Annotated in this window: 18 protein-coding genes, 1 tRNA gene and 2 pseudogenes; 9 read left to right on the forward strand and 12 right to left on the reverse strand. The window is 38.5% G+C overall.

From position 1 onward, the window contains the following. The first annotated feature begins 4 nt into the window (after window positions 1-4). Entirely contained in the window at window positions 5-1,684 is a 1,680-nt protein-coding gene (locus MLC44_RS12045; RefSeq protein ID WP_434657542.1) for an EAL domain-containing protein, read from the forward strand. A gap of 551 nt (window positions 1,685-2,235) precedes the next feature. After that, a pseudogene (locus MLC44_RS12050) lies at window positions 2,236-3,437 on the forward strand (EAL domain-containing protein). A 104-nt stretch (window positions 3,438-3,541) separates the two neighbouring features. Here MLC44_RS12050 and MLC44_RS12055 read toward each other — a convergent pair. The 7 genes and pseudogenes from MLC44_RS12055 to purD form a co-directional block, all read right to left on the reverse strand. Beyond that, a tRNA-Leu gene (locus MLC44_RS12055) sits at window positions 3,542-3,625 on the reverse strand. 71 nt (window positions 3,626-3,696) lie between these two features. Then, a complete protein-coding gene (locus MLC44_RS12060) occupies window positions 3,697-4,011 on the reverse strand; it encodes a F0F1 ATP synthase subunit C (protein WP_151899443.1) in 315 nt (104 codons plus the stop codon). 141 nt (window positions 4,012-4,152) lie between these two features. Then, a pseudogene (locus MLC44_RS12065) lies at window positions 4,153-6,332 on the reverse strand (polyribonucleotide nucleotidyltransferase). Beyond that, window positions 6,329-6,997, reverse strand: a complete 669-nt coding sequence (locus tag MLC44_RS12070; RefSeq protein WP_151899441.1) for a phosphoribosyltransferase — start codon at window positions 6,995-6,997, stop codon at window positions 6,329-6,331. Before MLC44_RS12070 ends, MLC44_RS12065 begins: the two are co-directional and overlap by 4 nt. 11 nt (window positions 6,998-7,008) lie before the next feature. After that, window positions 7,009-9,201, reverse strand: coding sequence for an LPS-assembly protein LptD (locus MLC44_RS12075; protein ID WP_434657545.1), 2,193 nt, complete (start codon window positions 9,199-9,201; stop codon window positions 7,009-7,011). Further along, window positions 9,194-9,643: an RDD family protein gene (locus MLC44_RS12080; RefSeq protein ID WP_151899439.1), complete on the reverse strand. Its 450-nt coding sequence runs from the start codon at window positions 9,641-9,643 to the stop codon at window positions 9,194-9,196. Before MLC44_RS12080 ends, MLC44_RS12075 begins: the two co-directional genes overlap by 8 nt. 11 nt (window positions 9,644-9,654) lie before the next feature. Further along, window positions 9,655-10,920, reverse strand: coding sequence for a phosphoribosylamine--glycine ligase (gene purD / locus MLC44_RS12085; RefSeq protein ID WP_434657548.1), 1,266 nt, complete (start codon window positions 10,918-10,920; stop codon window positions 9,655-9,657). Between the two features lie 119 nt (window positions 10,921-11,039). On the opposite strand from purD, the gene MLC44_RS12090 reads away from it, so the two are divergent. After that, the gene (locus MLC44_RS12090) at window positions 11,040-11,168 is read left to right on the forward strand and encodes a hypothetical protein (RefSeq protein WP_346389719.1); all 129 of its coding nucleotides are present in this window, start codon (window positions 11,040-11,042) and stop codon (window positions 11,166-11,168) included. 50 nt (window positions 11,169-11,218) lie between these two features. Here the strand turns inward: MLC44_RS12090 and MLC44_RS12095 are convergent, their stop codons facing one another. From MLC44_RS12095 to MLC44_RS12115, 5 genes are all read right to left on the reverse strand, one after another. After that, window positions 11,219-11,860: a uroporphyrinogen-III synthase gene (locus MLC44_RS12095; protein WP_418640740.1), complete on the reverse strand. Its 642-nt coding sequence runs from the start codon at window positions 11,858-11,860 to the stop codon at window positions 11,219-11,221. 126 nt (window positions 11,861-11,986) lie between these two features. Continuing rightward, the gene (gene guaA, locus MLC44_RS12100) at window positions 11,987-13,537 is read right to left on the reverse strand and encodes a glutamine-hydrolyzing GMP synthase (protein ID WP_151899436.1); all 1,551 of its coding nucleotides are present in this window, start codon (window positions 13,535-13,537) and stop codon (window positions 11,987-11,989) included. Window positions 13,538-13,786: 249 nt separating this feature from the next. Next, window positions 13,787-15,094 (reverse strand): sodium:proton antiporter NhaD, encoded by a 1,308-nt coding sequence (gene nhaD, locus MLC44_RS12105; RefSeq protein ID WP_151899435.1) that lies wholly within the window; start codon window positions 15,092-15,094, stop codon window positions 13,787-13,789. Continuing rightward, on the reverse strand, window positions 15,094-16,545 hold the full coding sequence (gene nadB / locus MLC44_RS12110) for an L-aspartate oxidase (protein WP_151899434.1): 1,452 nt from the start codon (window positions 16,543-16,545) through the stop codon (window positions 15,094-15,096). Before nadB ends, nhaD begins: the two co-directional genes overlap by 1 nt. After that, on the reverse strand, window positions 16,545-16,739 hold the full coding sequence (locus tag MLC44_RS12115) for a hypothetical protein (RefSeq protein WP_151899433.1): 195 nt from the start codon (window positions 16,737-16,739) through the stop codon (window positions 16,545-16,547). Before MLC44_RS12115 ends, nadB begins: the two co-directional genes overlap by 1 nt. 81 nt (window positions 16,740-16,820) lie before the next feature. Here MLC44_RS12115 and MLC44_RS12120 point away from each other — a divergent pair, with 81 nt between their 5' ends. The 6 genes from MLC44_RS12120 to MLC44_RS12145 all read left to right on the forward strand — a co-directional run bounded on the left by MLC44_RS12120 (window position 16,821) and on the right by MLC44_RS12145 (window position 24,489). Continuing rightward, window positions 16,821-17,159: a hypothetical protein gene (locus MLC44_RS12120; RefSeq protein WP_230973291.1), complete on the forward strand. Its 339-nt coding sequence runs from the start codon at window positions 16,821-16,823 to the stop codon at window positions 17,157-17,159. Beyond that, complete coding sequence (uvrC, locus tag MLC44_RS12125) at window positions 17,149-18,951, forward strand: excinuclease ABC subunit UvrC (protein WP_151899431.1); 1,803 nt, start codon at window positions 17,149-17,151, stop codon at window positions 18,949-18,951. The genes MLC44_RS12120 and uvrC overlap by 11 nt, the downstream gene beginning before the upstream one ends. Before the next feature lie 69 nt (window positions 18,952-19,020). Continuing rightward, window positions 19,021-19,437, forward strand: a complete 417-nt coding sequence (locus tag MLC44_RS12130) for a PAS domain-containing protein (protein ID WP_151899430.1) — start codon at window positions 19,021-19,023, stop codon at window positions 19,435-19,437. An 11-nt stretch (window positions 19,438-19,448) separates the two neighbouring features. After that, window positions 19,449-20,915, forward strand: coding sequence for an Hpt domain-containing protein (locus MLC44_RS12135; RefSeq protein ID WP_151899429.1), 1,467 nt, complete (start codon window positions 19,449-19,451; stop codon window positions 20,913-20,915). Between the two features lie 3 nt (window positions 20,916-20,918). Further along, a complete protein-coding gene (locus MLC44_RS12140) occupies window positions 20,919-24,101 on the forward strand; it encodes an ATP-binding protein (protein WP_434657551.1) in 3,183 nt (1,060 codons plus the stop codon). Window positions 24,102-24,111: 10 nt separating this feature from the next. Further along, complete coding sequence (locus MLC44_RS12145) at window positions 24,112-24,489, forward strand: response regulator (RefSeq protein WP_151899427.1); 378 nt, start codon at window positions 24,112-24,114, stop codon at window positions 24,487-24,489. The last annotated feature ends 33 nt before the right edge of the window (window positions 24,490-24,522 follow it).

Genomic DNA, 24,522 nt, shown 5'->3' on the forward strand with positions numbered 1-24,522 from the left:
TATAATGATGTCTGAAAAATATTGGGAAATTTTAGTCGTTGATGATGATGTTGCTGTGCATAATGTCATTAAGAAAGAACTGCAAAATATCTTTATTCAAAACAAACCCGTAAAAATCCTCCATGCACACAATGCCAAAGAAGCCAAAGAGCTCTTAAAAGACAACTCCGATACCTCCCTCGCTTTTATAGACATATCTATGGAAACACCCGACGCAGGCTTGAAGCTTGTTGAACATATAAGAAATGTTTTGCACAACAGCAACATAAGAATTGTCATGATAGACAGCGGAAACTCGCCGGTTCCTCCTGATAAAATTTTTGACCATTATGATATTAACGGCTACAAAGAAAAAGAAGAAATTGTAAGCGGTAAATTTTATTTTATCATCCGCAATGCACTTAAGCAGTATGAACAATACAAAGAGATCAAATCCAGCAGAGACGAGATCTATAAAAAGATGACGACCAATAATGTAACCAATCTGCCAAACAGAATCAAACTCTCAGAATATCTGGACACAATGGGAGAAAAATCTCTTATACTCATCAATATAGACGACTTCAGCCTCATCAATGAACATAACGGGTTTGACTTTGGCAATGAAGTACTGCGTGCTTTTGCAAAATTTTTGGAGAAAAAATATGGCAGATATGCCCAGGTTTTTCATCTGCACTCCGATAATTTCGCACTCTTGTGTGTCAAACTCGAAAATGAAACAACCGAAGAGAATATTTTACGCATCAAAGACGATATTGCAAAATATATTTTTAACGTCAACGGTATAAAAACACGCCTGACAGCAAGTATAGGCATTGCACTGTACGAACGTGGAAATATCATCCAAAAAGCGGAGTTTGCCCTCAAAGAGGCACGCCGTTACGGCAAGAACAGTATTCAAAAGTATACAGATGATTTGAACATACTCCGGACGATTCATACCAATTCACTATGGAGTACAAGGGTACGCGATGCCCTGCACAACCATAAAATGCATACCTATTTTCAGCCTATTTTAGAAGTAAAAACCGGTAAAATCATTAAATACGAAGCCCTTGTCAGACTGGAATACGAAAATGAGATCTACTCCCCTTTTCACTTTTTGGATGCGGCACTCTACAGCGGACAGATATTTAAAATATTTCAGTTTGTTTTGGAAGAGGCCTGCAAAAAGGCTGTCCAAAGCACTTACTTTTTTACGGTAAATATCAGCCAGTACGATATGCAATATCCTGATTTTCTTCCGACAGTCAAAAAGACAGTAAAGAAATATAACCTGCCCCATTCCCGTATTACTTTTGAAATTCTGGAAAATGACAGCATTGCCCACAACAAAAATATTCAGGCACTTTTAAATGAACTCCATGCAGAGGGCTTTCGGCTTGCCATAGATGACTTTGGTGCCCAGTGTTCAAACTTTGGACAGCTTAACAACCTGCCCATAGATTTCATTAAAATTGACGGAGCCTACATCAAAAATATCATAACAGATGAAAACTCTCAGATAGTCACGACTACCATTATTGACTTTGCCCACAAAAAAGGGATTCCGGTCATTGCAGAATATGTCTGTTCCAAAGAGGTGTATGATTATGTAAAGGCTTTGGGCGTGGAGTATGTGCAGGGGTATGAAATAGCAGAACCGAAACCTGATCTGCAGGAATTAGACTCCTTGTCTCCTTAGTACAGATAAAAAGCCTTTCCTTCTGACAATCCTCATTTAATTGATTAATAAAAGTTTTATGAGCAGCGATATATAATAGTTACTAACGCATGGAGTTCATAATGTCTACAAAATTTTGGGAAATACTACTGGTTGGCAATGATGCTTTTGTCCACGATATTTTAAAGGAAAAGTTGGGAGATGCCGTCATTTTCCATAAAAAGCTCAAAGTACTTCATGCACACAACGCAGAAGAAGCACGAAAAATCATTCAAAACAATAAAGATATCGCTGTTGCCTTTATAGATATCAATATAGAAAAACTAAGCGGCGGACTGCAATTAATCAACTACATTCGGGCACAAATCAGTACTACAATGCGCATAGTCATTATAGACAGTGTAGACTCAGCTGTTCCCACTGATGAAATTCTTGAGCATTATGATATAAATGACTACAGGTCACGCGCCTGCATAGAGTCTCAAAAATTCTTTCTGACTGTGCGTGCAGCTATCAAACAGTACCAGCAGTTTAAAGACATTCAAGACAAAAAAGATGAAATTTACACTAAGATGACTACAAATGAGGTGACAAAACTGCCAAATCGGCTCAAACTCTCTGAAAATCTCAGCAGTAGCGGAAAGAAATCTCTCATACTTATCAATATTGATGATTTCAGTGTTATTAACAACCACAACGGATTTGATTTTGGAGACAAAGTTCTGCGGGCTTTTTCCCGTTTTTTATTGGAAAAATATACACAGGATGCCCAGGTTTTTCACCTTGAAGCAGATCTGTTTGCCATGCTCTATACACAGGGAGACACGCTCACAACCGAGCAGAGAATTACAAAGGTAAAGGATGACATTTACAACCATCTTTTCTCCATCAACGGTATTAAAATACATTTGACTGCCAGCATTGGTGTTGTCATCGATGACTATGGAAACATTATACAAAAAGCAGAATTTGCCTTAAAAGAAGCCCGTCTGTATGGAAAAAACAATCTGAAGAAATACAGTGATGATTTGACGATTCTGCGAACCATCCATTCAAACTCTTTGTGGACAGGAAGAATCCGGGATGCCCTGAGTGAGCATAGAATTCTTACCTATTTTCAGCCTATAAAAAATCTCAAAACAGATAAAATTGAAAAATATGAAAGTCTTGTCCGCATAGAGTATGAAGGTGAAATCTATTCTCCCTACCATTTTTTGGATGCCGCCCGCTACAGCGGACAGCTCTTTGAAATATTTAAAATAATCTTGAAGAGGCCTGTAAAAAAATTCAGACCAGTGTTTATAATTTTACCGTCAACATCAGTGACTATGACCTGAAACATCCGCAGTTTATGGCAGTTGTGAAAAAAAATATCGAAAAATACAGTATCAGTCCGGAACGACTGACCTTTGAAATTTTGGAAAACAACAGTATCGCAAAACACAAAGAGATTCAAAAAACGCTTAATATTTTGCATGACCTCGGGTGTAAACTTGCCATTGATGACTTTGGCGCTGAGTGTTCAAATTTCGGACAGCTCAACAATCTGAAAATCGATTTTATAAAAATAGACGGGGTATTTATCAAAAACATCGTTGCAGACAGAAACTCCCAGATTACCGCAAAAACAATACTCGACTATGCGCACCAGAAAAACATTCCGGTCATTGCCGAATTTGTCTGTTCTTTGGAAGTTTATGATTATGTAAAAAAAATAGGGATAGATTATGCCCAGGGTTATGAAATATCGGAACCTAAGCCTGAACTATCTTAACGGTATCTGCCAAAATATAGCATATATGTCCACGCACTTCATCTTCCGTTGTCTTTTATGCCGGTTTTTAAATATTGCTTTGAAAGTTCGAAAATAGGGGGTTATGGTGCGCAGAGGGGGATTTGAACCCCCACACCCGAAGGCACAACGACCTCAACGTTGCGTGTCTACCGTTCCACCACCTGCGCATTTGTGTGGTATAAAAGTGACCTGACTCTTTGGGAGCCAGGTCTGAGGTATATTTAGTAATCTTTGAAGATTATCCTAAATACGGGTTAGCGTAAAGTGCGATTAACGCAATTACCAGTGCATAAATAACCTGTGCTTCGATCATTGCGAGAGCGATGAACATTGTAGTCATAAGTTTAGCACCAAGACCAGGGTTACGTGCAGTACCCGCAATAGTTGCAGCAGCAGTATGACCCATACCGATAGCTCCACCTAATGCAGCAAGACCAAGACCGAGACCCGCAGCGATCATTGAGTATGCTTTAAGAGTTTGGTTGGCAACCTCACCGTCATTTGCGAATGCAGCAGCAGAAAAAGCCACTAAAAGAAAAAGAATTTTTTTCATAATATATTCCTTGAAATAATTACAATCCGTTCGGATAGCGTAACCTCATTACATGTAATGAAGCAACCTGAACATAAATGCCCAGATTTCCCTACTAGAAATTGATAAGCGCATTATATGAAAGTTTTGCTAAATATTCTCTTATGCAAGACCTAAAGAAATTTTATTTCCTTTAAATTCTAAAATTTCCACCTTTACTTTATCGCCTTCACTTAAAATATCACTTACATTCTCCACACGTTTGTCTTTTGAAAGTTTGGATATGTGCAACAGGCCGTCTGTTCCGTCAGGCAACTCTATAAAAGCACCAAAGTCAACGATTTTTTTACAGTCCCTTCGTATTTTCCGCCTACTTCATATTTTATTTTTTCTTTTTTCGGTGCATTGACAATTTTTTGAATATGCTCTTTTGCTCCCTCTACACCATTTTTGTTTTTACCGGTAATTTTAACTTTTCCCTCTTTTTTATCTATATCTATCGCCACTTCAAATTTTTCTATCATTTCACGGATTGTCTTTCCTGCCTGACCTATAATTTCACCGATAAATCCCGGATCAATATGAAAAAATTCTGTAACAGGGAGTACGCCGTCATTAAATTCTATTTTAGCCTCTGCATCAAGCATAATGTCAATAATATGCGCACGTCCTTCTTTTGCCTGATACAATGCTTCTTTTAAAATGTTCAGACTCACACCGCCGAGTTTGATATCCATCTGCATAGCGGTAATACCCTCTTTCGAACCGGTAACCTTGAAATCCATATCACCATCATGATCTTCAAGACCCATAATGTCAGAAAGAATTGCATAACGCTCTCCGTCACTTATCATACCCATGGCAATACCAGCAACCGTATCACTTGTCTCAAGCCCTGCAGCTTTAAGTGCAAGATACCCGCCACACACAGTTGCCATTGAAGAAGAACCGTTTGACTCCAGTATTTCAGACACCAGACGGACTGTCTGTCCATCAAGGTTGAGTATCGGTTCAAGCGCACGTTTTGCTAAATTTCCGTGTCCGAGTTCACGTCTTTTTGTTCCCATAATAGGAGAAGCTTCCCCTACCGAAAATCCCGGAAAGTTATAATGCACCATAAAGTTTTCATTTTGAGTGCCGGAATCTGTCAAACCTTCAAACATTTGCGCATCTTTGGGTCCGCCCATCGTTAAGACCACAAGAGCCTGTGTCTGTCCACGGGTGAAGAGACAAGAGGCATGCGCAGCCGGCAATACATTTGTATCAATACTGATAGGACGTATTTCTGTCAGTGTACGTCCGTCGGCTCTCACTTTTTCATTGAGTATCTGTGCACGCACCTGCTCTCTTTTAACCGCTTCTATTGCCGCTTTGAGTTCAAGTTCATCCCACTCCAGATTATTGGTAAGAATTCTTTTTCTGAGGTTTCTTAAGGCAGTTGAGCGTTCAGACTTTGCCATTTGATTCATGGCATCTATGATATCTTGCATATGACGTTCTTTCACAAAAGCCACCATCTCTTCATTTAAACCGTCTGTTTTGAGTTCCAGAGGTTTTATCTCTTTTTGATACGGTCCAAAGGCCACTTCATATTCAACATTTGAAGCAAAAAGAATTTTTTCTGTTTTATCAAGCACTTCTATCAGTTCATCTTCACTCATTGCATTGGATACATGTGTATCTACCACTATTGTACCAAGACTCGGATCCATCATCGGGTCAAGCATCGGCTCGTAGGTCTCTTCAACCTCAACCTTTTCACTGCCGATGGAACGCATCTCTATCATCAGTAAATCTTTCTTCGTTCCTGAAAGATACAAATCCAGTGTAGAGTTCTTCAGCTGTGAAAGTGTTGGGTTCAGTACAAGCTCTCCGTCTACTTTTGCTGCGCGAACCGCACATACACTGCTGTTTATATCTATGTCCGAAGTAAAAAGTGCAGCCGAAGCGGCATTAAGAGCAAGAAGCTGCATATCAGACTCAGGATCCGCCGAAAATACCATAATGGTAATTTGTGTCGGGTGCCCGAATCCTTTTGGAAACAAGGGACGCAGACTTCTGTCTACTATTCGTGATGTCAGAGTCTCAAAATCACTCGGCTTTGTTTCACGTTTGAAAAACCCTCCCGGAATTTTTCCGGCTGCATATGTTTTTTCTATATACTGTACAGTCAAAGGCAAAAAGTCATCTTTGACAACCTCAGTCTCATCAATCACTACCGTCGCCAGTATTACAGTTTTACCTGATTTAAGCCATGCCGAACCGTTTGCCTGTTTGGCAACATCACCAAAGGAGTATTCTTCTACTCTGTTTTCTAATTCTAATTTTACATCATACGTCATCTGTTATCCTTTAAATCTTTACTGAGTATTTCTTCTATTTCTTCATCGTCCATTATTGTTAAATTCTTATAATACAATGATGTTTCTACATAGTCATCTATGTCATACAGAAAAAATATGTCATCTACGAATGTTTCTAACAATTCCAAAACATCTCTTGGCAGTACAGGACTGGCAATATAAACTGCTTTTGGTTTCTGGGCCAAAACTGTTTTGAGTGCAGTCATAAACTTGCTTCCTGTCTCACTTCCCTCATCTACAAGTAAAACAATCTTGTTTTTCATAGGAGGAAACGGTCTTCCTTTGCGATACTTGTATATATAGCTAAGTATATCCTCTTCATGCTTTCTGTGAGCTTCTCCGTAGATATAATCATACTGTATTCCAAAGGCATTAATCAACTCTTCATTGAGGACAATCTCCTCTGTCTCACTGACTCTGGCAACTTCACATTCAGGATTGTTTGGCGCCATAATTGCTTCTAAAAAAAGAATTTCCAGGTTATTTTTCAACTTGCCTTTTATCAGTGAAGCCAATTCAAGTCCGCCTTTTGACACTGCAACAATATTCCACGCTTCTTCTTTTAATTTTTGCATAGGAAGTACATCACGAAGCTTTTGTGCTGCATCTTCCCTGTCTTGTAAAATATGCTTATACTTTTGCATCTTTTTGCATCCTATTTTGTATCATCCGGCAATTTATACGATAAAAAAGAGCTGCCGGCATTTGCTTTCATTAACGGTTTTAATACAACAGTCAAGTATATAAACCTGTCATACACAGAGGAACTTGTACTCCCGACTGTAGTCAAGACAGGTCTGTTGTTTTCGGTATACTGCACTCCAAAATCCCAACATCGCTTTGTGTACAAAAATCCGAAAGAAAAACTTTTTCTCTCTTTTGATTCTAAATCATAATTATAGCTTGTATTGTAAGAATAGTGTTTGTTGTAAGTATATTTTACATTTGATGTGAGATAACTTGTATAGGGCGTATAAGTGGCTGTTTTTGGTAAAAAGGTATTTTTATAGAGATGTGAGAGTGCAATTTTCACGCCATTCCTGTTGAATGACACCTGATTCAAAATCTTTGAAAACTTTTTTTCCTTATAATTATAAAACATGTTATTGTAATAGGACAAAAAACTCGTTATCTTATAGTCAAGCTCATTTTCCAGGTCACCATAGCGTTCTTTTGTATTTTCGTAAGAGATGTTTTGGGAAAGTCTGTGATAGATAATCTCCTGTGCGGTACTGTCATAAAAATATTGCTGAAAGTTTAGCTGTGTATCATTTTGAATTGTTGCTATATTATAAAACTCACATCTTTGTGCAAAATTTGGATCTGCCTTATTTGTAAAATCTGAACAGTAGTCCATATTGTCCTGATAAAAACCGTCTTTCTTACTCCAGCCTTTCGCATTATAACTCACTTCAAAGCCTACAACATGACTAAAATTTGCATATGCCTTTGTTAACTGTGTTGAAACAGTAACAGTATTGTAGTTGCTTGCATAAAAGCCGTCATGATATTCAAAACCCGGAATTGGATTTTGTTCATGCCCGCTAAATTGAGAATGTTGCAGATACAGATTTGCCTTGTATGAAAGATTGACATATTCACCAAACAATGGCGTCTGAAGTGTTACAGGCAGATTTACATCTGTTTGAATTACTTTTTTGTTTATGATTCTTTGAATATTATTACTCTGCACATCAAAGGAGTACAGCAAATGATCTTTCAAAAAAGTATCTACATAATGATGGTATTGAACAGTTGGGAGTTTTTGCAGTGTATTGTCATTTGTCTGGAGTGTCAAATCTTCATAATATTTAAAATAGGCACCTATATAGTTGTCATTTGTATTATAAAAAAGGTTTACTCGTGAAAGTACCTGTGTTGCAGTTGCCTGCTGCAGTGCATTATTGTTTTGTGCAAGGTTAATGTAGTCAACATCATTCATATGGTTAATATCTGCATATATTCCGGACTGTCCCGGCAAGTCCAGTCCAAGCCATTGATTCAGAGGATTTGTATTGTCATACTTAAAATTAAATCCGTAATGGGATTGATTTTGCAGATTATATTTTAAATAATAGTCCTCGTTTTCTTTAAAATATCCTGCTTTGAATTCTCCGTGCGAAACAGCAGAATCCACAAATCTGAAAGTAGTATAGAGTCCTTTTCCTCTTGTGGTTCTGATCTGTGGATTGATTTCTAAATCCCACCAGTTTTGTTCGGCAATGTAAATCGGCTGTTCATAATAAAACCCTTCGGTTGAGGATACTCCAAAAGACGGCTTCAAAAGACCGGTACGCCGTGTCGTATCAAGAGAGTAGCCAAAATAGGGCGTATAAAATACCGGTATATCGTAAATATAAAGCCGTGCATTGTATAAATTAATCCATTTGGAATCTGTATTGTAGTCCGATGAAGAAAACTCCATTGTCCATAAAGGGTCTACAGGGTCACATCCGCTGACTGAACCTGAAGTGATATCCAGCAGCACTCCTTTTGATTCACCTTCATTTGCACTGATCCAGACATCAGATTTGTTCTCAAGCAGATAAAGCGGTTTAAAATACCGCTCTTTTTTTGCCAAATTGAGTTTTGCATATTTTCCGAGTATCTTGTACTTTTTGTTATGGTTGAGCCGTACCTTTCCAAAGAGTTCCAAATCTTGCGTCTTTTGGTTATACACCGCTCTTTGAGCAGTTAAAAAATAATCTTTGTAAACAACACTGACTCCTCCGTCCGCATACACAATATTGTTTTTTGATTTGACAGAGGATGCATATATTTCAATCTTGTCATCTGCAATCAGAATACCCATACAGGAGAGAAGGAAAAAAAGAAAATATTTAAGCATCTATCACCAAAGTTTTTGCGGTTTTATCATGCCATGCCTGGCGCTGCGGATCAAACATTCCCCATAAAAAACCAAGATAAAAAATCATTTCACTTATAATTCTGAAAACTGCCCTGTTGAGTGCTGCTGCAAAGTTCGGATTGTCCAGTGTGCGCACATCAATAACCTTTATTTTCATTGCCAGCTTCCCTAAAGTAGCCCCGTACTGCATTACAAAAAAAGTCTGATAGACTATTTTCATCGCAATATACTGCAATACATAGGTATTTGTCAGTATAATAATATCTTCAACCGTCTGCGCATTGGCAAATGAATCAGACATCGCGATAATAAGTAAAAAAGAGAGCAGCATTTCATCTATAAAAAATGCCATTGCCCTTTTTTTAACAGAGGCGAGCTGTAAATGTTCTCGGTTGAGAAGTTTTTCAATCTCTTCATTCAAAATTCAAATTCCTAAAGAGCTTGGTAGGCGATATCTGTACGAAGTTTTTTTCCTGCAAAATGAACCTGTCCACATCTCATATAGGCTCTGTCACGTGCCTCTTTGATACTCTCACCCAAACCGACACATACCAAAACACGTCCACCCGTTGCGTAGAGTTTCCCGTCTTCCATTGTAACACCGGCAAAAGATATATGTGTATTTTCTTCTATTTCTTTATGCTTGACATCATCTAAAATAATTTCAGCAGGCGTTGATGGTCCGTACGGATAGTTTTCACTCGCCATAACCACACCGACAGCATACTGGTCTGAAAATTCTACTTTGATTTCGCCCAAACGGTTTGTTGCCGCTTTGTAAAACATGTCAGATACGCTTGAAGTCATTAACGGCATAAGAATTTCACATTCAGGATCTCCAAAACGTACATTAAATTCCAGAGTAATCGGCTCACCGTTTACCACCATAATACCGATAAAAAGTACACCCTCAAAAGGTGCACCCTCTTGTTGCATACCCTCAAGTGTAGGGCGGATAATACGCTCTCGTACTTTTTGGTACAGTGTTTCATCTACAAGCGGAGTCGGGGCATAGGCACCCATTCCTCCTGTATTTGGACCTTTGTCACCGTCAAGCAGGCGTTTGTGATCCTGTGCAGCCGGAAGCAAGATATAATCTTTCCCGTCACATACTGCAAACATAGAAAGTTCATATCCGTCTAAAAACTCTTCCACGATTACTTTTTTACCCGCATCACCGAAACTTTTTCCGCTGAGCATTTCAGAAATTGCTTTTTTTGCCTCATCATGGGATTGTGCGATGATAACACCCTTTCCGCCACACAGACCATCTGCTTTTACAACGATAGGTGCCTGCAGGGTGTTTGTAAACCTAAACAGCTCTTCTATCGAATCACTCTCTATATATTTTGCTGTAGGAATATTGTATTTTGCCAAAAAGTTTTTCATATAGACTTTTGAGCCTTCAAGCTGAGCAGCCTCTTTACTTGGTCCGAAAATTGTCAGTCCCTGTGCTTTAAATATGTCTACAACACCATCCACCAGAGGCGCTTCAGGACCTACTATAGTCAAATCAATCTCATTTTTTTTTGCAAATGCTGCCAAATCATTGTAATCTTTGATATCGAGGTTTGTTCCCAGATTGTTTGTTGCACCGTTTCCAGGCTGAAAAAAAAGTTCATGTTCCTCTTCTTCATTTTTTATAGCACGGGCAATAGAGTACTCTCGTCCACCGCTCCCCAAGATCAATATTTTCATTTGTATCTCCATATAATTAAAAAATTTATTTAGCCCACCCTGATGAAATAAATAAACTTTTTTTGCATTAACCCGAGCAGCCGTCGCACTACTGGCTTGGTTCTAAAAGCCGAATTTGGGTGAAGAGAGGATTGCCTGACGGCGGCAATTTCATCGGCAGAGTGAACATACCTCAAGCGAAACCACCGACACACGACAACCCTACTGATTCACAGGTTGAATATGTAGAACCCGCATATATGTGCTGACACGAACTACTCAGATTAACAAGATAATTATACTAAAAATATGCTTGTTTTTATTTTAGGGAATGCGCTATTTGCATACAACTCTCAATAGTTGTCTCATCAGAGAGAATACAGGAGCAGTTTTTTGGCAGTGCTTTTGCCGTTGTTTTGCCTATAACGATTATTTTATGTGTGTGCAGCAAAGTATGCCTGCTTAAAAAACACTCTACACTTGAAGGAGAGGTGAAAATAAGTATAGCCTCCTGCGGCACTGTTACATGTAACAACTCTTCACTGCACTTGCTTGCATAGACAATTTTTTCATCTATACAGTATCCCTCTTCTTTACATGTAAGGACAAAATCAGAAGCAACAAGTTCAGCACGCAAATAAAGCCATTTTGTCTCTTTTGGGTATTGTTTTATTTTTTCCGCAAGAGTATCGCCGTACCCCTTACCGACAGCCAGGACCTGACCCCCTAAATCTTCAAAACTTTTTGCACTCTGTTTTGAGATACACAGCGCCTGCTTCTTTATATACTCTTTTTTCTCATACTGTTGCAACGCTTTTGATGCCTGCTTTGAGGTAATTATCAGATAATCATATTTGGAAAAATCAATATCAGGCTGAAAAAAAGTAATATCCAAAGAGTTTACATGGTGAGCATCAGGATGAGAAGAGACAGAAAAAAGGTAAATGGGCTTGTTATGCATTGAAATTTCCTCGTTTATGGAAATCGTAAAAAGTTTGGTTCAGATTGGAATGTTTTGAGGTTAAGGCATAGTTAAACTATGCTGATTCCTCAATCCTTTCAAGATGAGCCGAAATTTTTCTCAATTTTATTCCCACTCTATTGTTGCGGGCGGTTTAGATGATATATCATAAACTACGCGGTTTATTCCATCAACCTCATTAATGATTCTTCTTGAAATTCTCTCAAGCAGGTCATGTGGCAGATGTGCGAATGTTGCTGTCATACCATCAACTGCTTCTACAACTCTGATACATACCGTGTTGTCATAGGTACGGTTGTCACCCATAACCCCTACTGATTTTACATTTAAAAGCACGGCAAAAGCCTGCCATGTTTTTGCATAATATCCGCTTGCTTTGAGTTCATCGAGCAAAATAACATCTGCTTCGCGTAAAAGATCCAAATCAGGAACATTGACATCCCCCATGATTCTAATAGCAAGACCAGGTCCGGGAAAAGGATGACGGTTAATCATACTCTCCGGAAGTCCCAGTTCCAGTCCGATTTTACGTACTTCGTCTTTAAAAAGTTCACGCAGCGGCTCAATCAGTTCAAAATCCATCCAGTCAGGAAGACCGCCGACATTATGGTGAGATTTAATCACTTCTGAGGGGCCGTTGACAGAGATAGATTCAATGACATCCGGATAGAGTGTTCCCTGTGCCAAAAACTTAATACCGTCATGTTTTTTCGCCTCTTTTTCAAACTCTTCTATAAAAGTATGCCCGATAATTTTGCGTTTTTGTTCAGGGTCGCTCACTCCTGCCAGTTTTGTTAAGAAATTATCCGCTGCATCCACAGTAACAAGAGGCGCTTTGAGATTTACTTTGAAAACTTCCTCAACCTGCTCTCTCTCACCTTTGCGTAACAGTCCGTTATCTACAAACACAGGAATAAGCTGATCACCGATTGCTTCATACAGCATTGCTGCCACAACAGAACTGTCAACTCCCCCGCTCAGTCCGCAAAGCACTTTGGCGTCACCGACACGTTCGCGAATGGATTCAATCTGCTGCTTGAGAAAATGCTCCATTTTCCATTTTTCTGTGACGCCACAGATATTTTTTGCAAAGTTGCGAAGCATCAGGTACCCTTCTTCAGAGTGCTGTACTTCCGGATGAAACTGAAGCGCATAGACACGTTTTTCATCATTTGCAATGGCCGCATACGGTGAATTGTCAGATGTGGCGATTACCTTAAAACCCTCAGGAAGTGTTTCTACTCTGTCCGAGTGGCTCATCCATACTACAGTGTGATTGTCACAATCTTTAAAAAGAGGAGAAACATTGTCAGGATACCCGACTATGTCAAGTTCTGCTTTTCCGTATTCATGGTGGTCAGAACGTATAACCGAACCGCCAAAATCTACCGCAATCCTTTGCATTCCATAACAGATACCAAGAATCGGAATGCCCATTTTATAAACCTCTTTGTCAACTTCATAGGCATCTTTGTTGTATACAGAAGAGGGACCTCCGCTGAGTATGATACCCTGAGGATTTTTCGCTGCAATATCCTGGGCTTTTGTATGAAAAGGAAGGATTTCACAGTATATTTTATCTTCACGAAGACGACGAGCGATGAGTTGTGTGTATTGAGAACCAAAGTCTAAAACTATAATGCTAACATTTGTCATTGAAATGCCTTTTGATAAATTTATATATAAAATGAGCAAAAGCCCATTTTACAGCAGGGACTCTGCGTCCCTACAACCCCCTAAAGCTACAAAAAACAATGTTTTTTGAGAAAAGAAAAGTTGAAAAGAATTTAAGTTATGAAAGGATACAATAAATAAGATTAATGTTTGATTTGTTCTTGGAAATCCAAGTCTTAGCCATTAGAGACAAAGCCCGCACATAAAGTGCGGGTTCCGAAATTTGGATTTTTAATAAAGTCCCATAATTTCAAACTGAACGTACCAGATTATAATAGAGACCGCATATCCCACTAAAATAGTCCATGAATGCTTCATGTGTGAACCGAAAGTATAGATTCCGCGAAGTTTTCCCATAACTCCGACACCGGCTGCCGAACCAAAAGAGATCAGACTGCCGCCTATACCCGCTGTCATGGTTACAAGCATCCACTGGTCTATTCCCATGTTTGGAGAAGATTTTAAAATTGCACTCATTACCGGTACATTGTCTACAATTGCAGAAAGGAATCCGACACCGATATTGGCTGTGGTTGAACCAAGCAACTCATACAGATGATGGATGTATTCCAAAAAGCCTAAAAAGTGCAATGCTCCGACAGCCGAAAGAATACCGAAGAAGAAAAGAAGCGTATCGTTCTCTACCTTTTCCATATTGACATAAATGTTAAAACTGTTCTTTCCTGTTCTTTCAAGCTGGAACGCATAAAGTTTTAAAATAGCCAGACCGAACATCATACCCCACATTGCCGGAAAATGAAAAAATGTATGCCCGAGAACAGCAATTGCAATGGTCAATACTCCCAAATAGGCAACGGTTATTCCACCATCAAGTACTTTGGGTTTCTTTTCTGTCGCTGCATCAAACGGCGGTTCTCCCGAGGGAACGGACAAAGAGAGTAAAAATGCTGTAACAACCCAGCCGACAACAGAAGCAGGAAAGAGGAAAAGAAAGTCCACAAACTCTCCTTTGCCGGCAGTCCATGCCATGAGTGTTGTAATGTCACCAAACGGAGACCATGCGCCGCCTGCATTGGCAGCTACGACAATATTTATAGCTCCCGGAACCAAAAATGCAAGATTTTTCTTGTCAATCGTAAAAAGCACGGTGGAAAGGATCAAAGCAGTTGTCAGGTTGTCTGCGACAGGGGAGATAAAAAATGCCAGCAGACCGGTCAGCCAAAAGAGTTTTTTATAGGTATACCCTTTTGAGACAAGTTTATACTTTAACAGATCAAAAACACCGCGTTCTAAAAGCGTCTCAATAAAAGTCATTGCAACAAGCAGGAAAAAGAAAATTTCGGCTATTTCCAAAATCAGTTTTTCCAGTTCATCATGCAGCGGATCAGGATTCATCCCGTTAATAGCATAATAAATACCGATAAGCATAAACATAAATGTACCGGCAAACAGTGCCGGTTTTGCTTTGTTTATCTCATATTTTTCTTCTGTAGCGATAAAATAATACGCTATAACAAAGACAGCTAAGCTCAGCCATCCTACCCAGGTTGTTGCAAGATTTATTGCTTCGTGTTCCATTAATTCTCCTCTTGTATTGTATGAACCCCTATGGATTCATGCCTGTTTAATGCAGATATTACTATCTCTTTTGCCGTCAGTAAACGAAATTTTAGTAGTTTACCAATATTTTCATTTAAAAGTGCATTAATTGTGGATAAAGCATCGTTTAATCCGCTTTTTGTACGAATTATAGAAACATTTTCCCACATTATTCGTCTGAGCTGGTCTTTTTTCGCCTTGTCCTCTTTGAGACTCATCACCTCATCATGGAGTTCAAATGTTTTCATACTTTTAGGAGTGTCAATATTTTTTAAAATATCATCCACTGCCCTTTTTGCAAAAACCAAACCCTCCAACAGTGAGTTCGATGCCAGTCTGTTTGCTCCATGCACCCTTGTTGAAGCAACTTCGCCAACAGCATACAAATTTTTTACATTTGGCACTCTGGCATTCAAATCGGTGCGAATACCACCGATGGCATAATGAAAAGCAGGCGATATCGGAACCCTTTGCGCAGGAACATTAAAGCCCAGTTCCCTTAGGTTCTTGCAAATATTTGGAAACCTGTGTTCAAAATACTCTTTATCAAAATTTTCACAGTTGAGATACACATGCATACCTGTCTTCTTTTTATATTTATATATTGCCTTGCTGACAATATCGCGTGAAGCCAGCTCGCCTCTCTCATCATAATCAAACAGGAATCTTTTTCCGGTTTCATCCTCTATGGTTGCCCCTTCTCCACGGAGAGCTTCTGTCAAGAGCATTTTTTGGGCATTGTTGGAATTTACAAATACAGTGGGATGAAACTGCAACATTTCCATTCTGTCAAGGGCTATGCCTTTCATCACACAAAGTCCCTGTATATCAGCACTGATACAGGGTGCATTTGTATGGTATTCATACAAAGAACCTACGCCTCCGCTCGCTATAATGACATTTTTTGCATATATGTTTCTGCGCTGTCTGTGATCAAGTACGGTAACGCCATAACATTCGCCATTATCAATCAGCAGATCAACGACTCTTGCATCACTGAGCATCGCATGGGCAGTATGTTCAAGAAGAAAATGGTGCAGATATCTCCCCGTCGCATCACCGCCTGCATGCAGTATCCGTTCGCAGGAATGTGCCGCCTCTTTTGTATAAAGAAGTTCCCCCTCTTCATTGGTGTCAAAACGAAACCCCTGTTCTATCAGGTCATCAATCGCCTGACGTGAATTCTGGCTCAGCACATCCACCGCTTCCGGATCACACAGCCCGTCACCGGCGGCAAGCGTATCTTTTATATGTACCGGAATATCCGCTTCATCACGAGCCAGCGCTACTCCGCCCTGGGCATAGAATGTATTGCATTTAAAAGTTTCCCGCTTATTGATAATAAGCACTTTTTTCTCAGCAGGGATATTCATACTTGCATAGAGTCCTGCCACACCTGCGCCTATTATTACTACATCATATTCAGTCATTACGGTGCACAGCTTTCATTCGTATCATTATTAAACTCTTTCTTTTGAATAATAAACTTCACATTTTTATCCTCTTTTGGTACACTCTGTTCATAATAAGGGGGTGCTTTATAGCCGCACCCGCTTACGCTTAATAAAAAGCTTGCTATAATTAGCCTATGAAAAACAGCAGTGATATTCTCAACTCTCTTCAAAATAAACCTCAATTTTCCAAACTGTCTCAATACAAATGCATTCATAAAATACAATCGGCATTCAGCCCCCCTTTACAAAAGATGATTAAGTTTTCATATATAAAAAATAAAATACTTTTTTTCGTTCTCAATCATCCCGGTGCCAAACAAGAATTTGATAATAGTATACAAAGCATTAAAAGTGCTTTAAAGTTTCACACTCCCGCAGAATGTGAAAATGAAACTATAACAGATATAAAAGCTTTTGTTACACATAAACCTGCTTTACATGGAGACACAACAGCATTGACACAACCCAGAAAAATTGTATCCTACAGGGAAAGAGCAACGGGAAACTTTGACATTCCTGTTCATGATGAAAAACTCAGAGAACTTATTCTCTCTATCCAAAAAATTATAAAAGAAAAAAATGACACTTAAAGAAAAAATCCAACAACTGCCGAACAACCCGGGAGTCTATCAGTATTTTGACAAAAACGGCCATCTCCTGTATGTGGGCAAAGCCAAGAACCTTGCCAAGCGTGTAAAAAGCTACTGGCAGTTTACTCCCGAACTTTGTGCAAATCCGCAGCTCTCTTTGCGCATCTCAAAAATGATAAACCAAACCGTTTCCATGGATTATATCATTGTAAATTCCGAACATGATGCGCTCATACTTGAAAATTCACTGATCAAACAGCTGGGTCCGAAATACAATATTTTGCTCCGTGATGACAAAACCTACCCCTACATTTATATAGACAACTCTCAGGAGTACCCTCGGTTCGACATTACAAGAAAGGTGATTAACTCCAAAGATATCACCTACTATGGTCCCTACTCTGTCGGTGCGAGAGATATTCTCAACTCCATTTATGATATTTGCAAACTTGTACAGAAAAAATCCTGTCTGAAGTCAAAAAAACTTTGTCTCTACTATCAGATAGACAAATGTCTCGGTCCCTGTGAACTGCCAATCAGCAAAGAGCGTTATCAGCAGGAAGTAACACTTGCATCGCAGCTGATTAAAAACAAAAAACTGCTTCTTGGCAAACTGGAAGAAAAAATGGAGTTTTATGCCCAGGAGTTGCGCTTTGAAGAAGCCGCCGAGCTCAGAGACACCATAGAGAGAATAGAACGGTCCCAGATTAAAAGCGAAATTGATTTTGCCACAAATGAACATTATGATATTTTTGCAATAGAAAATTCTGAAAAAAGAGCGGTAGTTGTAAAAATATTTATGCGACACGGCAAAATAATCTCTTCTTCTCATGAGTATCTGCAGCTTCATGAAGGCTTGGATTTGAATGAGCTCTATTCAAGAGCACTGCTTGGATTTTACAAAGATGAAAAGCCTCCCATCGTTGCTCCGATTCTTCTTCCTCAGAGTTTTGAGGACAAAGAACTTATAGCGCATCACCTCACAAAAGTATTTGGTCAAAAAGCACACATTCTCATCCCTCAAAGAGGAAAGAAAAAAGACTTGATTGCTTTGGCAAAATTAAATGCAGCGGAGTTATTGAAAAAAGACAAAGAAACACTTAATGTCAAAATACTCGAAGAACTCCAGGAACTGTGTCAATTGCAAAAAATTCCAAACAGAGTGGAAATATTTGACAATTCCCATATGTCCGGTGTTGCAACAGTCGGAGCTATGGTCGTATATGAAAATGCAAAGTTTGACAAGAAATCCTACAGAACCTATCATCTGGAGGCAAAAGACGAGTACTCCCAAATGCGCGAAACACTTACAAAAAGAGTAGAGAGTTTTTCTAAAAATTCACCGCCGGACCTGTGGATACTCGACGGAGGAGCAACACTGCTTAAACTTGCACTTGACATACTTGAATCCAACGGTATCGCCCTTGATGTCATAGCCATTTCAAAAGAAAAAGTTGATGCCAAGGCACACCGGGCCAAAGGAAATGCTCAGGATATTCTCTATACAAAAGAGAAAATTTTCAGACTCAAAACAAGTGACAAACGTCTGCAGTGGGTTCAAAATTTACGGGATGAAGCACACAGAGCAGCGATCACATTTCACAAAAAAACAAAACTCAAACTTGACCAGGAGAGCAGACTTTTAAGTTTACATGGAATATCGGCTGCAAAAATTCAAAAACTGCTCAATCATTATGGCACCTTTGAAGCACTCAAAAGTGCCACATTTGATGATATTCGTTCACTTTTAAATACAAAAGATGCAAAAACCATCAAAAATTTTTATAAATAAGTTTTTTTTTCACTCCTTTATGATATATTTGTGAGAATTCAAGTGAATCACTAATTATAAGGTTTTTTAATGAGCAAAATTATCCCTGTAGACGAAGAGTATTTTTTTGACGGAAATGTCATTATTTCTCAGACAGATTTAAAAGGTGTTATTACCTATGCAAACAAACTATTTTGCAGTGTATCCGGTTATAAAGCCGATGAACTGGTAGGACAACCCCACAACATACTCAGACATCCGGATATGCCGCGCAGCATATTTGCAAAAATGTGGGAAACTATTCAAAGTGGACAGGCTTGGAACGGACTTGTAAAAAACCTTAGAAAAGACGGTCTGTACTACTGGGTAGAGACAGAAATTCTGCCAATCAGAGATAATGATGAAAATATAACAGGTTATATTGCTGCCAGAAAAGCAGCCTCTCGCAAAGATATTCAAGAAACAGAAGAAACATATAAAAAGATGCTTGAGACAGAAGAGGAATAAGGGATGGAAGAATGCTAATTTATAATTTTCAAAAAGAGTTTTTGGGTATTGACGAAAAAAACCTGCATACACTGGGATATAAAGATTTGGCTGATCTGCGCGCAGAAGTGACAGATTTCGCAGATTTGTTTGTAAAAACACCAGGATATATACATAATTTTCAGCATGTGCACTGGATTGACTATATAACATGTGCAGAGTCTAATGAAGAATCCAAAGTCATCATTAATGCCAATTCAAAAAACTACAAAGCAATAATTACAATTACAAATGCCTACCTTGTAGACAATCCGACTCAAAAAGCCTATATAGTACACTTAAACAATCTGCGAACACTTACAGCGCAGGAGTATGATGCTATTTCAGGAGATATTACGCAAAGAACAATACCGGAAACAGTATCTCCACAGCAGTCACAACCAATCCTTAAGACAACAGAAGAACCAACAGTCATACAAGATGAGTATGACACTCCGTTACATGTGGAGACACAAGAGAAAGAAGACCTTGATGCAATGCTGGATGTAGGTGACTTAAGCATCGAAACCCCGGAAGTAACAAAGACAGAGCCTTTCGTTCAGGAATCTCCTCAAAAACCGAAAAGCACCTATGTTTTTGACCCCAATATCGCATCAAAAGAGCTTGGTTTGCCACTTGATTTGATTGAAGAGTTTATACAGGATTTTATAACCCAGGCAAACGACTTTAAAGATGAACTTTACAAATCACTTGAAGAAGGAAATATTGATAATGTTAAAACTCTTTCGCACAAGCTTAAAGGAGTCGCAGCGAATCTTCGTATTGAAGATGCACATGAAGTACTTTCAATTATAAATGCTACTTCTGATGTCGATATCATACAGACAAACCTGGATGATTTTTACAGAATTATTGCAAAATTAGCCGGTGAAGAAGATCTTGCCACCATAAAAGATGATGAAGTGCCTCAAAAAATTGAAATTCCGGAACTTTATGATGATGATTTTGTTGCACCACAGGAATCTGAAGAAATTCTCACTTTTAAAGATGATGAACCTGAACTGACTTTGGAATTTAAAGAAGAGCCGGAGATTCAAGAAGAACAGGAAATTCAGGAAGAGACAGAGACGCAGGAAGAGACAGAGACGCAGGAAGAGACAGAAACGCAGGAAGAATCAGAAAATGAGAAAAAATATTCTAAAGAAAAAATTGCCAATGAGATAGGCCTGGATTTAGAGAGTTTCAATGAACTCTTTGAAGACTTTATAAAAGAAGCACATGCTATAATTGCAAAAATAAATGATGCTCTCGCCACCCAAGACTACCCTGCACTGAAGCGGCAGGCCTTAAAATTAAAAGGAATGAGTGACAATATGAGAATGCACACTTTTACAAATGAACTTGAAACACTCACACACTCTACAGATAAAGAGACGCTGACACAAACTGTAAAAGAGATAGAAAATATACTTACAGCAATTTCAAAAGAAGAGGAATAGGCAATGCAAATAGGACTAAAAAACAGACTTCGACTTATTAGTTTATTACCGATTATTATTTTAATTTCTATTACAAGTTATTTTGTATATAACTCATACGAAAACTATAAAGCAGCACAACTTCTTCAGGATAAACTTTCCACAAACAGGCAACTCAACAACCTTCTGAGAAATGTTTCCCGGGAAAGAGGTATGACCGTAATGTACCTTGGTAATTCCTCACCAAATACATTAAAATCACTCTTAAAGCAGAGAAAGATCGTTGACAAACAGGAAAAACTCTATTTTCAAAAGCTACAGGCACTTTCACAAAAAGACACGGTATTAAAAAATGCGATGCAAAGTATAAAACATGCCAGAACATTGGTTGATACACATAAAATAAACTTTGAAGATATATACAATAAGGTATACGGTAAAGCAGAAAAAATAATTATCAAGCAGCTTGAAACGATTACGTCGCACCAGCTTGACAGTAAAATCAACACTTATGCTTCTGTTTATATTTCGCTGGTACGTGCAAATGCCTATACTGCAGATGAACGTGACTTTATCTCTTATACCCTTGCCCGTTCAACAGAAATGGAAGAAGAAGAGATAAATCAATGGCTCTCATTAATCGCAAAAGCCGATGCTATCAACTTCTATAACCTCAAAGACAAAAATCTTGAGAAAAAGCTTGATGAACTATTTAAAAGTGATGATGCTCTTGAGCTCTTTGATGACCTTAACTCAGAACGTGCTTCTATTTTAATTGCTGCAGCAAGCGGAGAGTATGAAACAAACCCGGGTGTCTGGTTTGCCATGCTTTCAGAAAAAAGCAACCTTATTTCAGAGGGAGAAAATGTTGTCCTGAGTGCCATGGACACCAGAGCCGTTCAGGTAAAAACAGAAGCTTTACAGTTTTTGACCATTACATTGACAATTTGGCTGATTTCAATCATATTGGCAGTTTTGGGCTTTTTGCTCTCTAATGAAATTGCCAGAAATATTCACAACCTTGAAGGTGTCCTCAGAAAAGTTGCAGAAGACACGAATGAAAGCGACAAAGCAGTTGAGATCAATCTTCATACAGCCAAAGGGACAGAAGAAGCCTACAGTCTTTTGGAAAAAATCATTGAACAGACAAAACGGGATAAAGAAGCAGCACAGGAAGCGATTGAAGCAAAATCGATGTTTCTTGCAAATATGTCCCATGAAATTCGTACACCGCTCAACGGAATTGTTGGCTTTACGGAACTTCTTAAAGATACAGGACTCAAAGAAGAGCAACAGGAGTTTGTTGAAATTATTGAAAAATCTTCAGAAAATCTGCTTGAAATTATCAACAATATTCTTGACCTTTCAAAAATCGAGAGCAATAAACTTGAAATTGAAGATGTAATCTTTAATCCTATAGAAGAGTTTGAAAGTGCCGTTGATGTATATGCTGTCCGTGCAAGTGAAAAGCACATTGATCTGGGATGTTTTATTGACCCTGAACTTGAACAGCCGCTCAAAGGTGACCCGACAAAAATTAAAGAAGTTCTTATTAACCTGCTCTCTAATGCTGTGAAGTTTACAAGCAGTTCCGGAGCTATCAATGTCGATATCAGAAAACTGCAATCACCTCAGGAAGGAACAACACGTATCAGATTTGAAGTGCAAGACAGCGGTATCGGTGTTACAAGCGAGCAAAAATCCAGAATTTTTGAAGCTTTTTCACAGGCAGACACATCCATTACACGTAAATACGGCGGTACAGGTCTTGGTCTTACAATTTCTGCGCGTTTTATTGAACTGATGGGCGGACAACTTGATCTGCACAGTGAACCGGGAGAAGGAACAACTTTCTTCTTTACACTTGATTTTGAAGAGATAGAAGTTATCAGCGAAAGTGCCAAAGAACAATATATGGGAATCAATGCTTTAATTTTAGAGTCTGCTCATAAAACAAAGAGACAAGACACCTATCTCAAAGAGTATCTTGATTTTTACGGCGTAAGCTATACAACATTTAAAAACAAAAATGAAAGTGAAACACTCCAGCGACAAATAAATTATGATATGCTTTTTGTAGATTATGAATATGCAACCGAAGAAGAATTAAAAGCATACAGCACTCTTCCGCAAAAGCTGATACTTCTTACAAAATCTTATTTTATGAGAAAAATCGACTCTATGGGTATAGAGATATTTAAGACCATATATGAGCCATTAAATAATACCAAATTAAAAGCAGCCCTTGAAAATTACCAAAGTCAAAATTTTACAGCACCAAAATTAAAAACAACTTCAAACAAAGTCTTTACAGTCGGTTCGTCTAAATTTGCAGCAAAAGTACTTGTTGCAGAAGACAATATAATCAACCAGAAACTGATAAAACGGACACTTGAAGACTTGGGACTCACTGTTGATATCGCATCCAATGGACTTGAAGCATTCCAAAAACGCAAAGACAATAACTATGATCTGATTTTTATGGATATCCAAATGCCTTTCCTTGATGGTATAGAAGCGACGCAGGAGATTCTTGAATATGAAGAGGTATACAACCAGCCCCATGTTCCAATAATCGCTTTAACAGCAAATGCACTCAAGGGTGATCGTGAAAGATTTTTAGCAGCCGGACTTGATGAATATACAACAAAACCATTAGTACGTGAAGAGATCATAACACTGCTGAATCATTTTTTAGCAGACCACATTGTGGATGTCAATGATGCAAAGACAGAAGAAAAGAAAACAGAAAAAGCACAACAGCAGGAAGAAGAAGCAAAAGAAGAAGAAAAAGCAGTACCGGAAAAAGAAAAAAAAGCAGTACCGGAACAAGTTCCGGCAAAATACAAAGCTGATATTCTTCTTGCTAAAAAAAGTCCCTTTGAAACAAAGCTTTTTACAAAAATTCTCAGTTCACTTGGATATACTTACGAAGTCATAGACAATATAGATGAATTGCAAAAGAAAATTGAAGAGGAGAGCTATAAACTTATATTGTTTGACAAAGAGACAGAAACTTTAGACTTGAAAGATTTCGCCCGGTCAGTCAAAGAGAAAAGTCAAAAAAACAATCTCTCCACCTACCTGGTATTGATTGTAGATCCGGCTGTACCTGTAAGTGAAGAAGATTCAAAATATGTAGATGAAACGATTAAAAATATTATAAACAAAGACTTGCTGAGACTTGTTATAGAAAAATTTATTTAAGGAAATAACTATGAAAAAAACTGATTTGGTTGTGCTTGCAGTTGATGATGATCTCATTAATTTGAAGCTTTTAAAATCTATGCTGATGAAAAGCGGAAATGTAAAAGAGGTTGTCGAAGCAAAAAACGGCTCAGATGCCATAGGTGTTTTAAAAAGCCGTGATGATATTGACTTGATACTCTTGGATATCATTATGCCTATCATGGGTGGTATCGATATGCTTAAAGTCGTGCGTGCCGATGAAAGTCTGCGTCAACTTCCTATTTTGGTTCTTACAACAGATGAAACAAAAAAAGCAGAAGCTTTGGAGTGCGGCGCAAATGGATTTTTAATGAAACCTATACGCAATGACGATTTGATTGCAAAAATCAAAACAGTCATCGTCTAAACTGCAAAACAGGTTCTGCACAAGGACCTGTTT

The organism is Sulfurimonas sp. NW9 (assembly GCF_051132275.1).
GTDB lineage: Bacteria > Campylobacterota > Campylobacteria > Campylobacterales > Sulfurimonadaceae > Sulfurimonas > Sulfurimonas hydrogeniphila.

Coding starts and splice junctions, on each gene's coding strand:
- MLC44_RS12070 (WP_151899441.1), bottom strand. CDS start 6,997: ATGCAAAAGTATAAGCATATTTTACAAGACAGGGAAGATGCAGCACAA.
- purD (WP_434657548.1), bottom strand. CDS start 10,920: ATGAAAATATTGATCTTGGGGAGCGGTGGACGAGAGTACTCTATTGCC.
- MLC44_RS12130 (WP_151899430.1), top strand. CDS start 19,021: ATGAGCAAAATTATCCCTGTAGACGAAGAGTATTTTTTTGACGGAAAT.
- guaA (WP_151899436.1), bottom strand. CDS start 13,537: ATGACAAATGTTAGCATTATAGTTTTAGACTTTGGTTCTCAATACACA.
- MLC44_RS12045 (WP_434657542.1), top strand. CDS start 5: ATGATGTCTGAAAAATATTGGGAAATTTTAGTCGTTGATGATGATGTT.
- MLC44_RS12135 (WP_151899429.1), top strand. CDS start 19,449: ATGCTAATTTATAATTTTCAAAAAGAGTTTTTGGGTATTGACGAAAAA.
- MLC44_RS12060 (WP_151899443.1), bottom strand. CDS start 4,011: ATGAAAAAAATTCTTTTTCTTTTAGTGGCTTTTTCTGCTGCTGCATTC.
- nhaD (WP_151899435.1), bottom strand. CDS start 15,094: ATGGAACACGAAGCAATAAATCTTGCAACAACCTGGGTAGGATGGCTG.
- MLC44_RS12075 (WP_434657545.1), bottom strand. CDS start 9,201: ATGCTTAAATATTTTCTTTTTTTCCTTCTCTCCTGTATGGGTATTCTG.
- MLC44_RS12120 (WP_230973291.1), top strand. CDS start 16,821: ATGATTAAGTTTTCATATATAAAAAATAAAATACTTTTTTTCGTTCTC.
- MLC44_RS12140 (WP_434657551.1), top strand. CDS start 20,919: ATGCAAATAGGACTAAAAAACAGACTTCGACTTATTAGTTTATTACCG.
- uvrC (WP_151899431.1), top strand. CDS start 17,149: ATGACACTTAAAGAAAAAATCCAACAACTGCCGAACAACCCGGGAGTC.
- MLC44_RS12095 (WP_418640740.1), bottom strand. CDS start 11,860: ATGCATAACAAGCCCATTTACCTTTTTTCTGTCTCTTCTCATCCTGAT.
- nadB (WP_151899434.1), bottom strand. CDS start 16,545: ATGACTGAATATGATGTAGTAATAATAGGCGCAGGTGTGGCAGGACTC.
- MLC44_RS12145 (WP_151899427.1), top strand. CDS start 24,112: ATGAAAAAAACTGATTTGGTTGTGCTTGCAGTTGATGATGATCTCATT.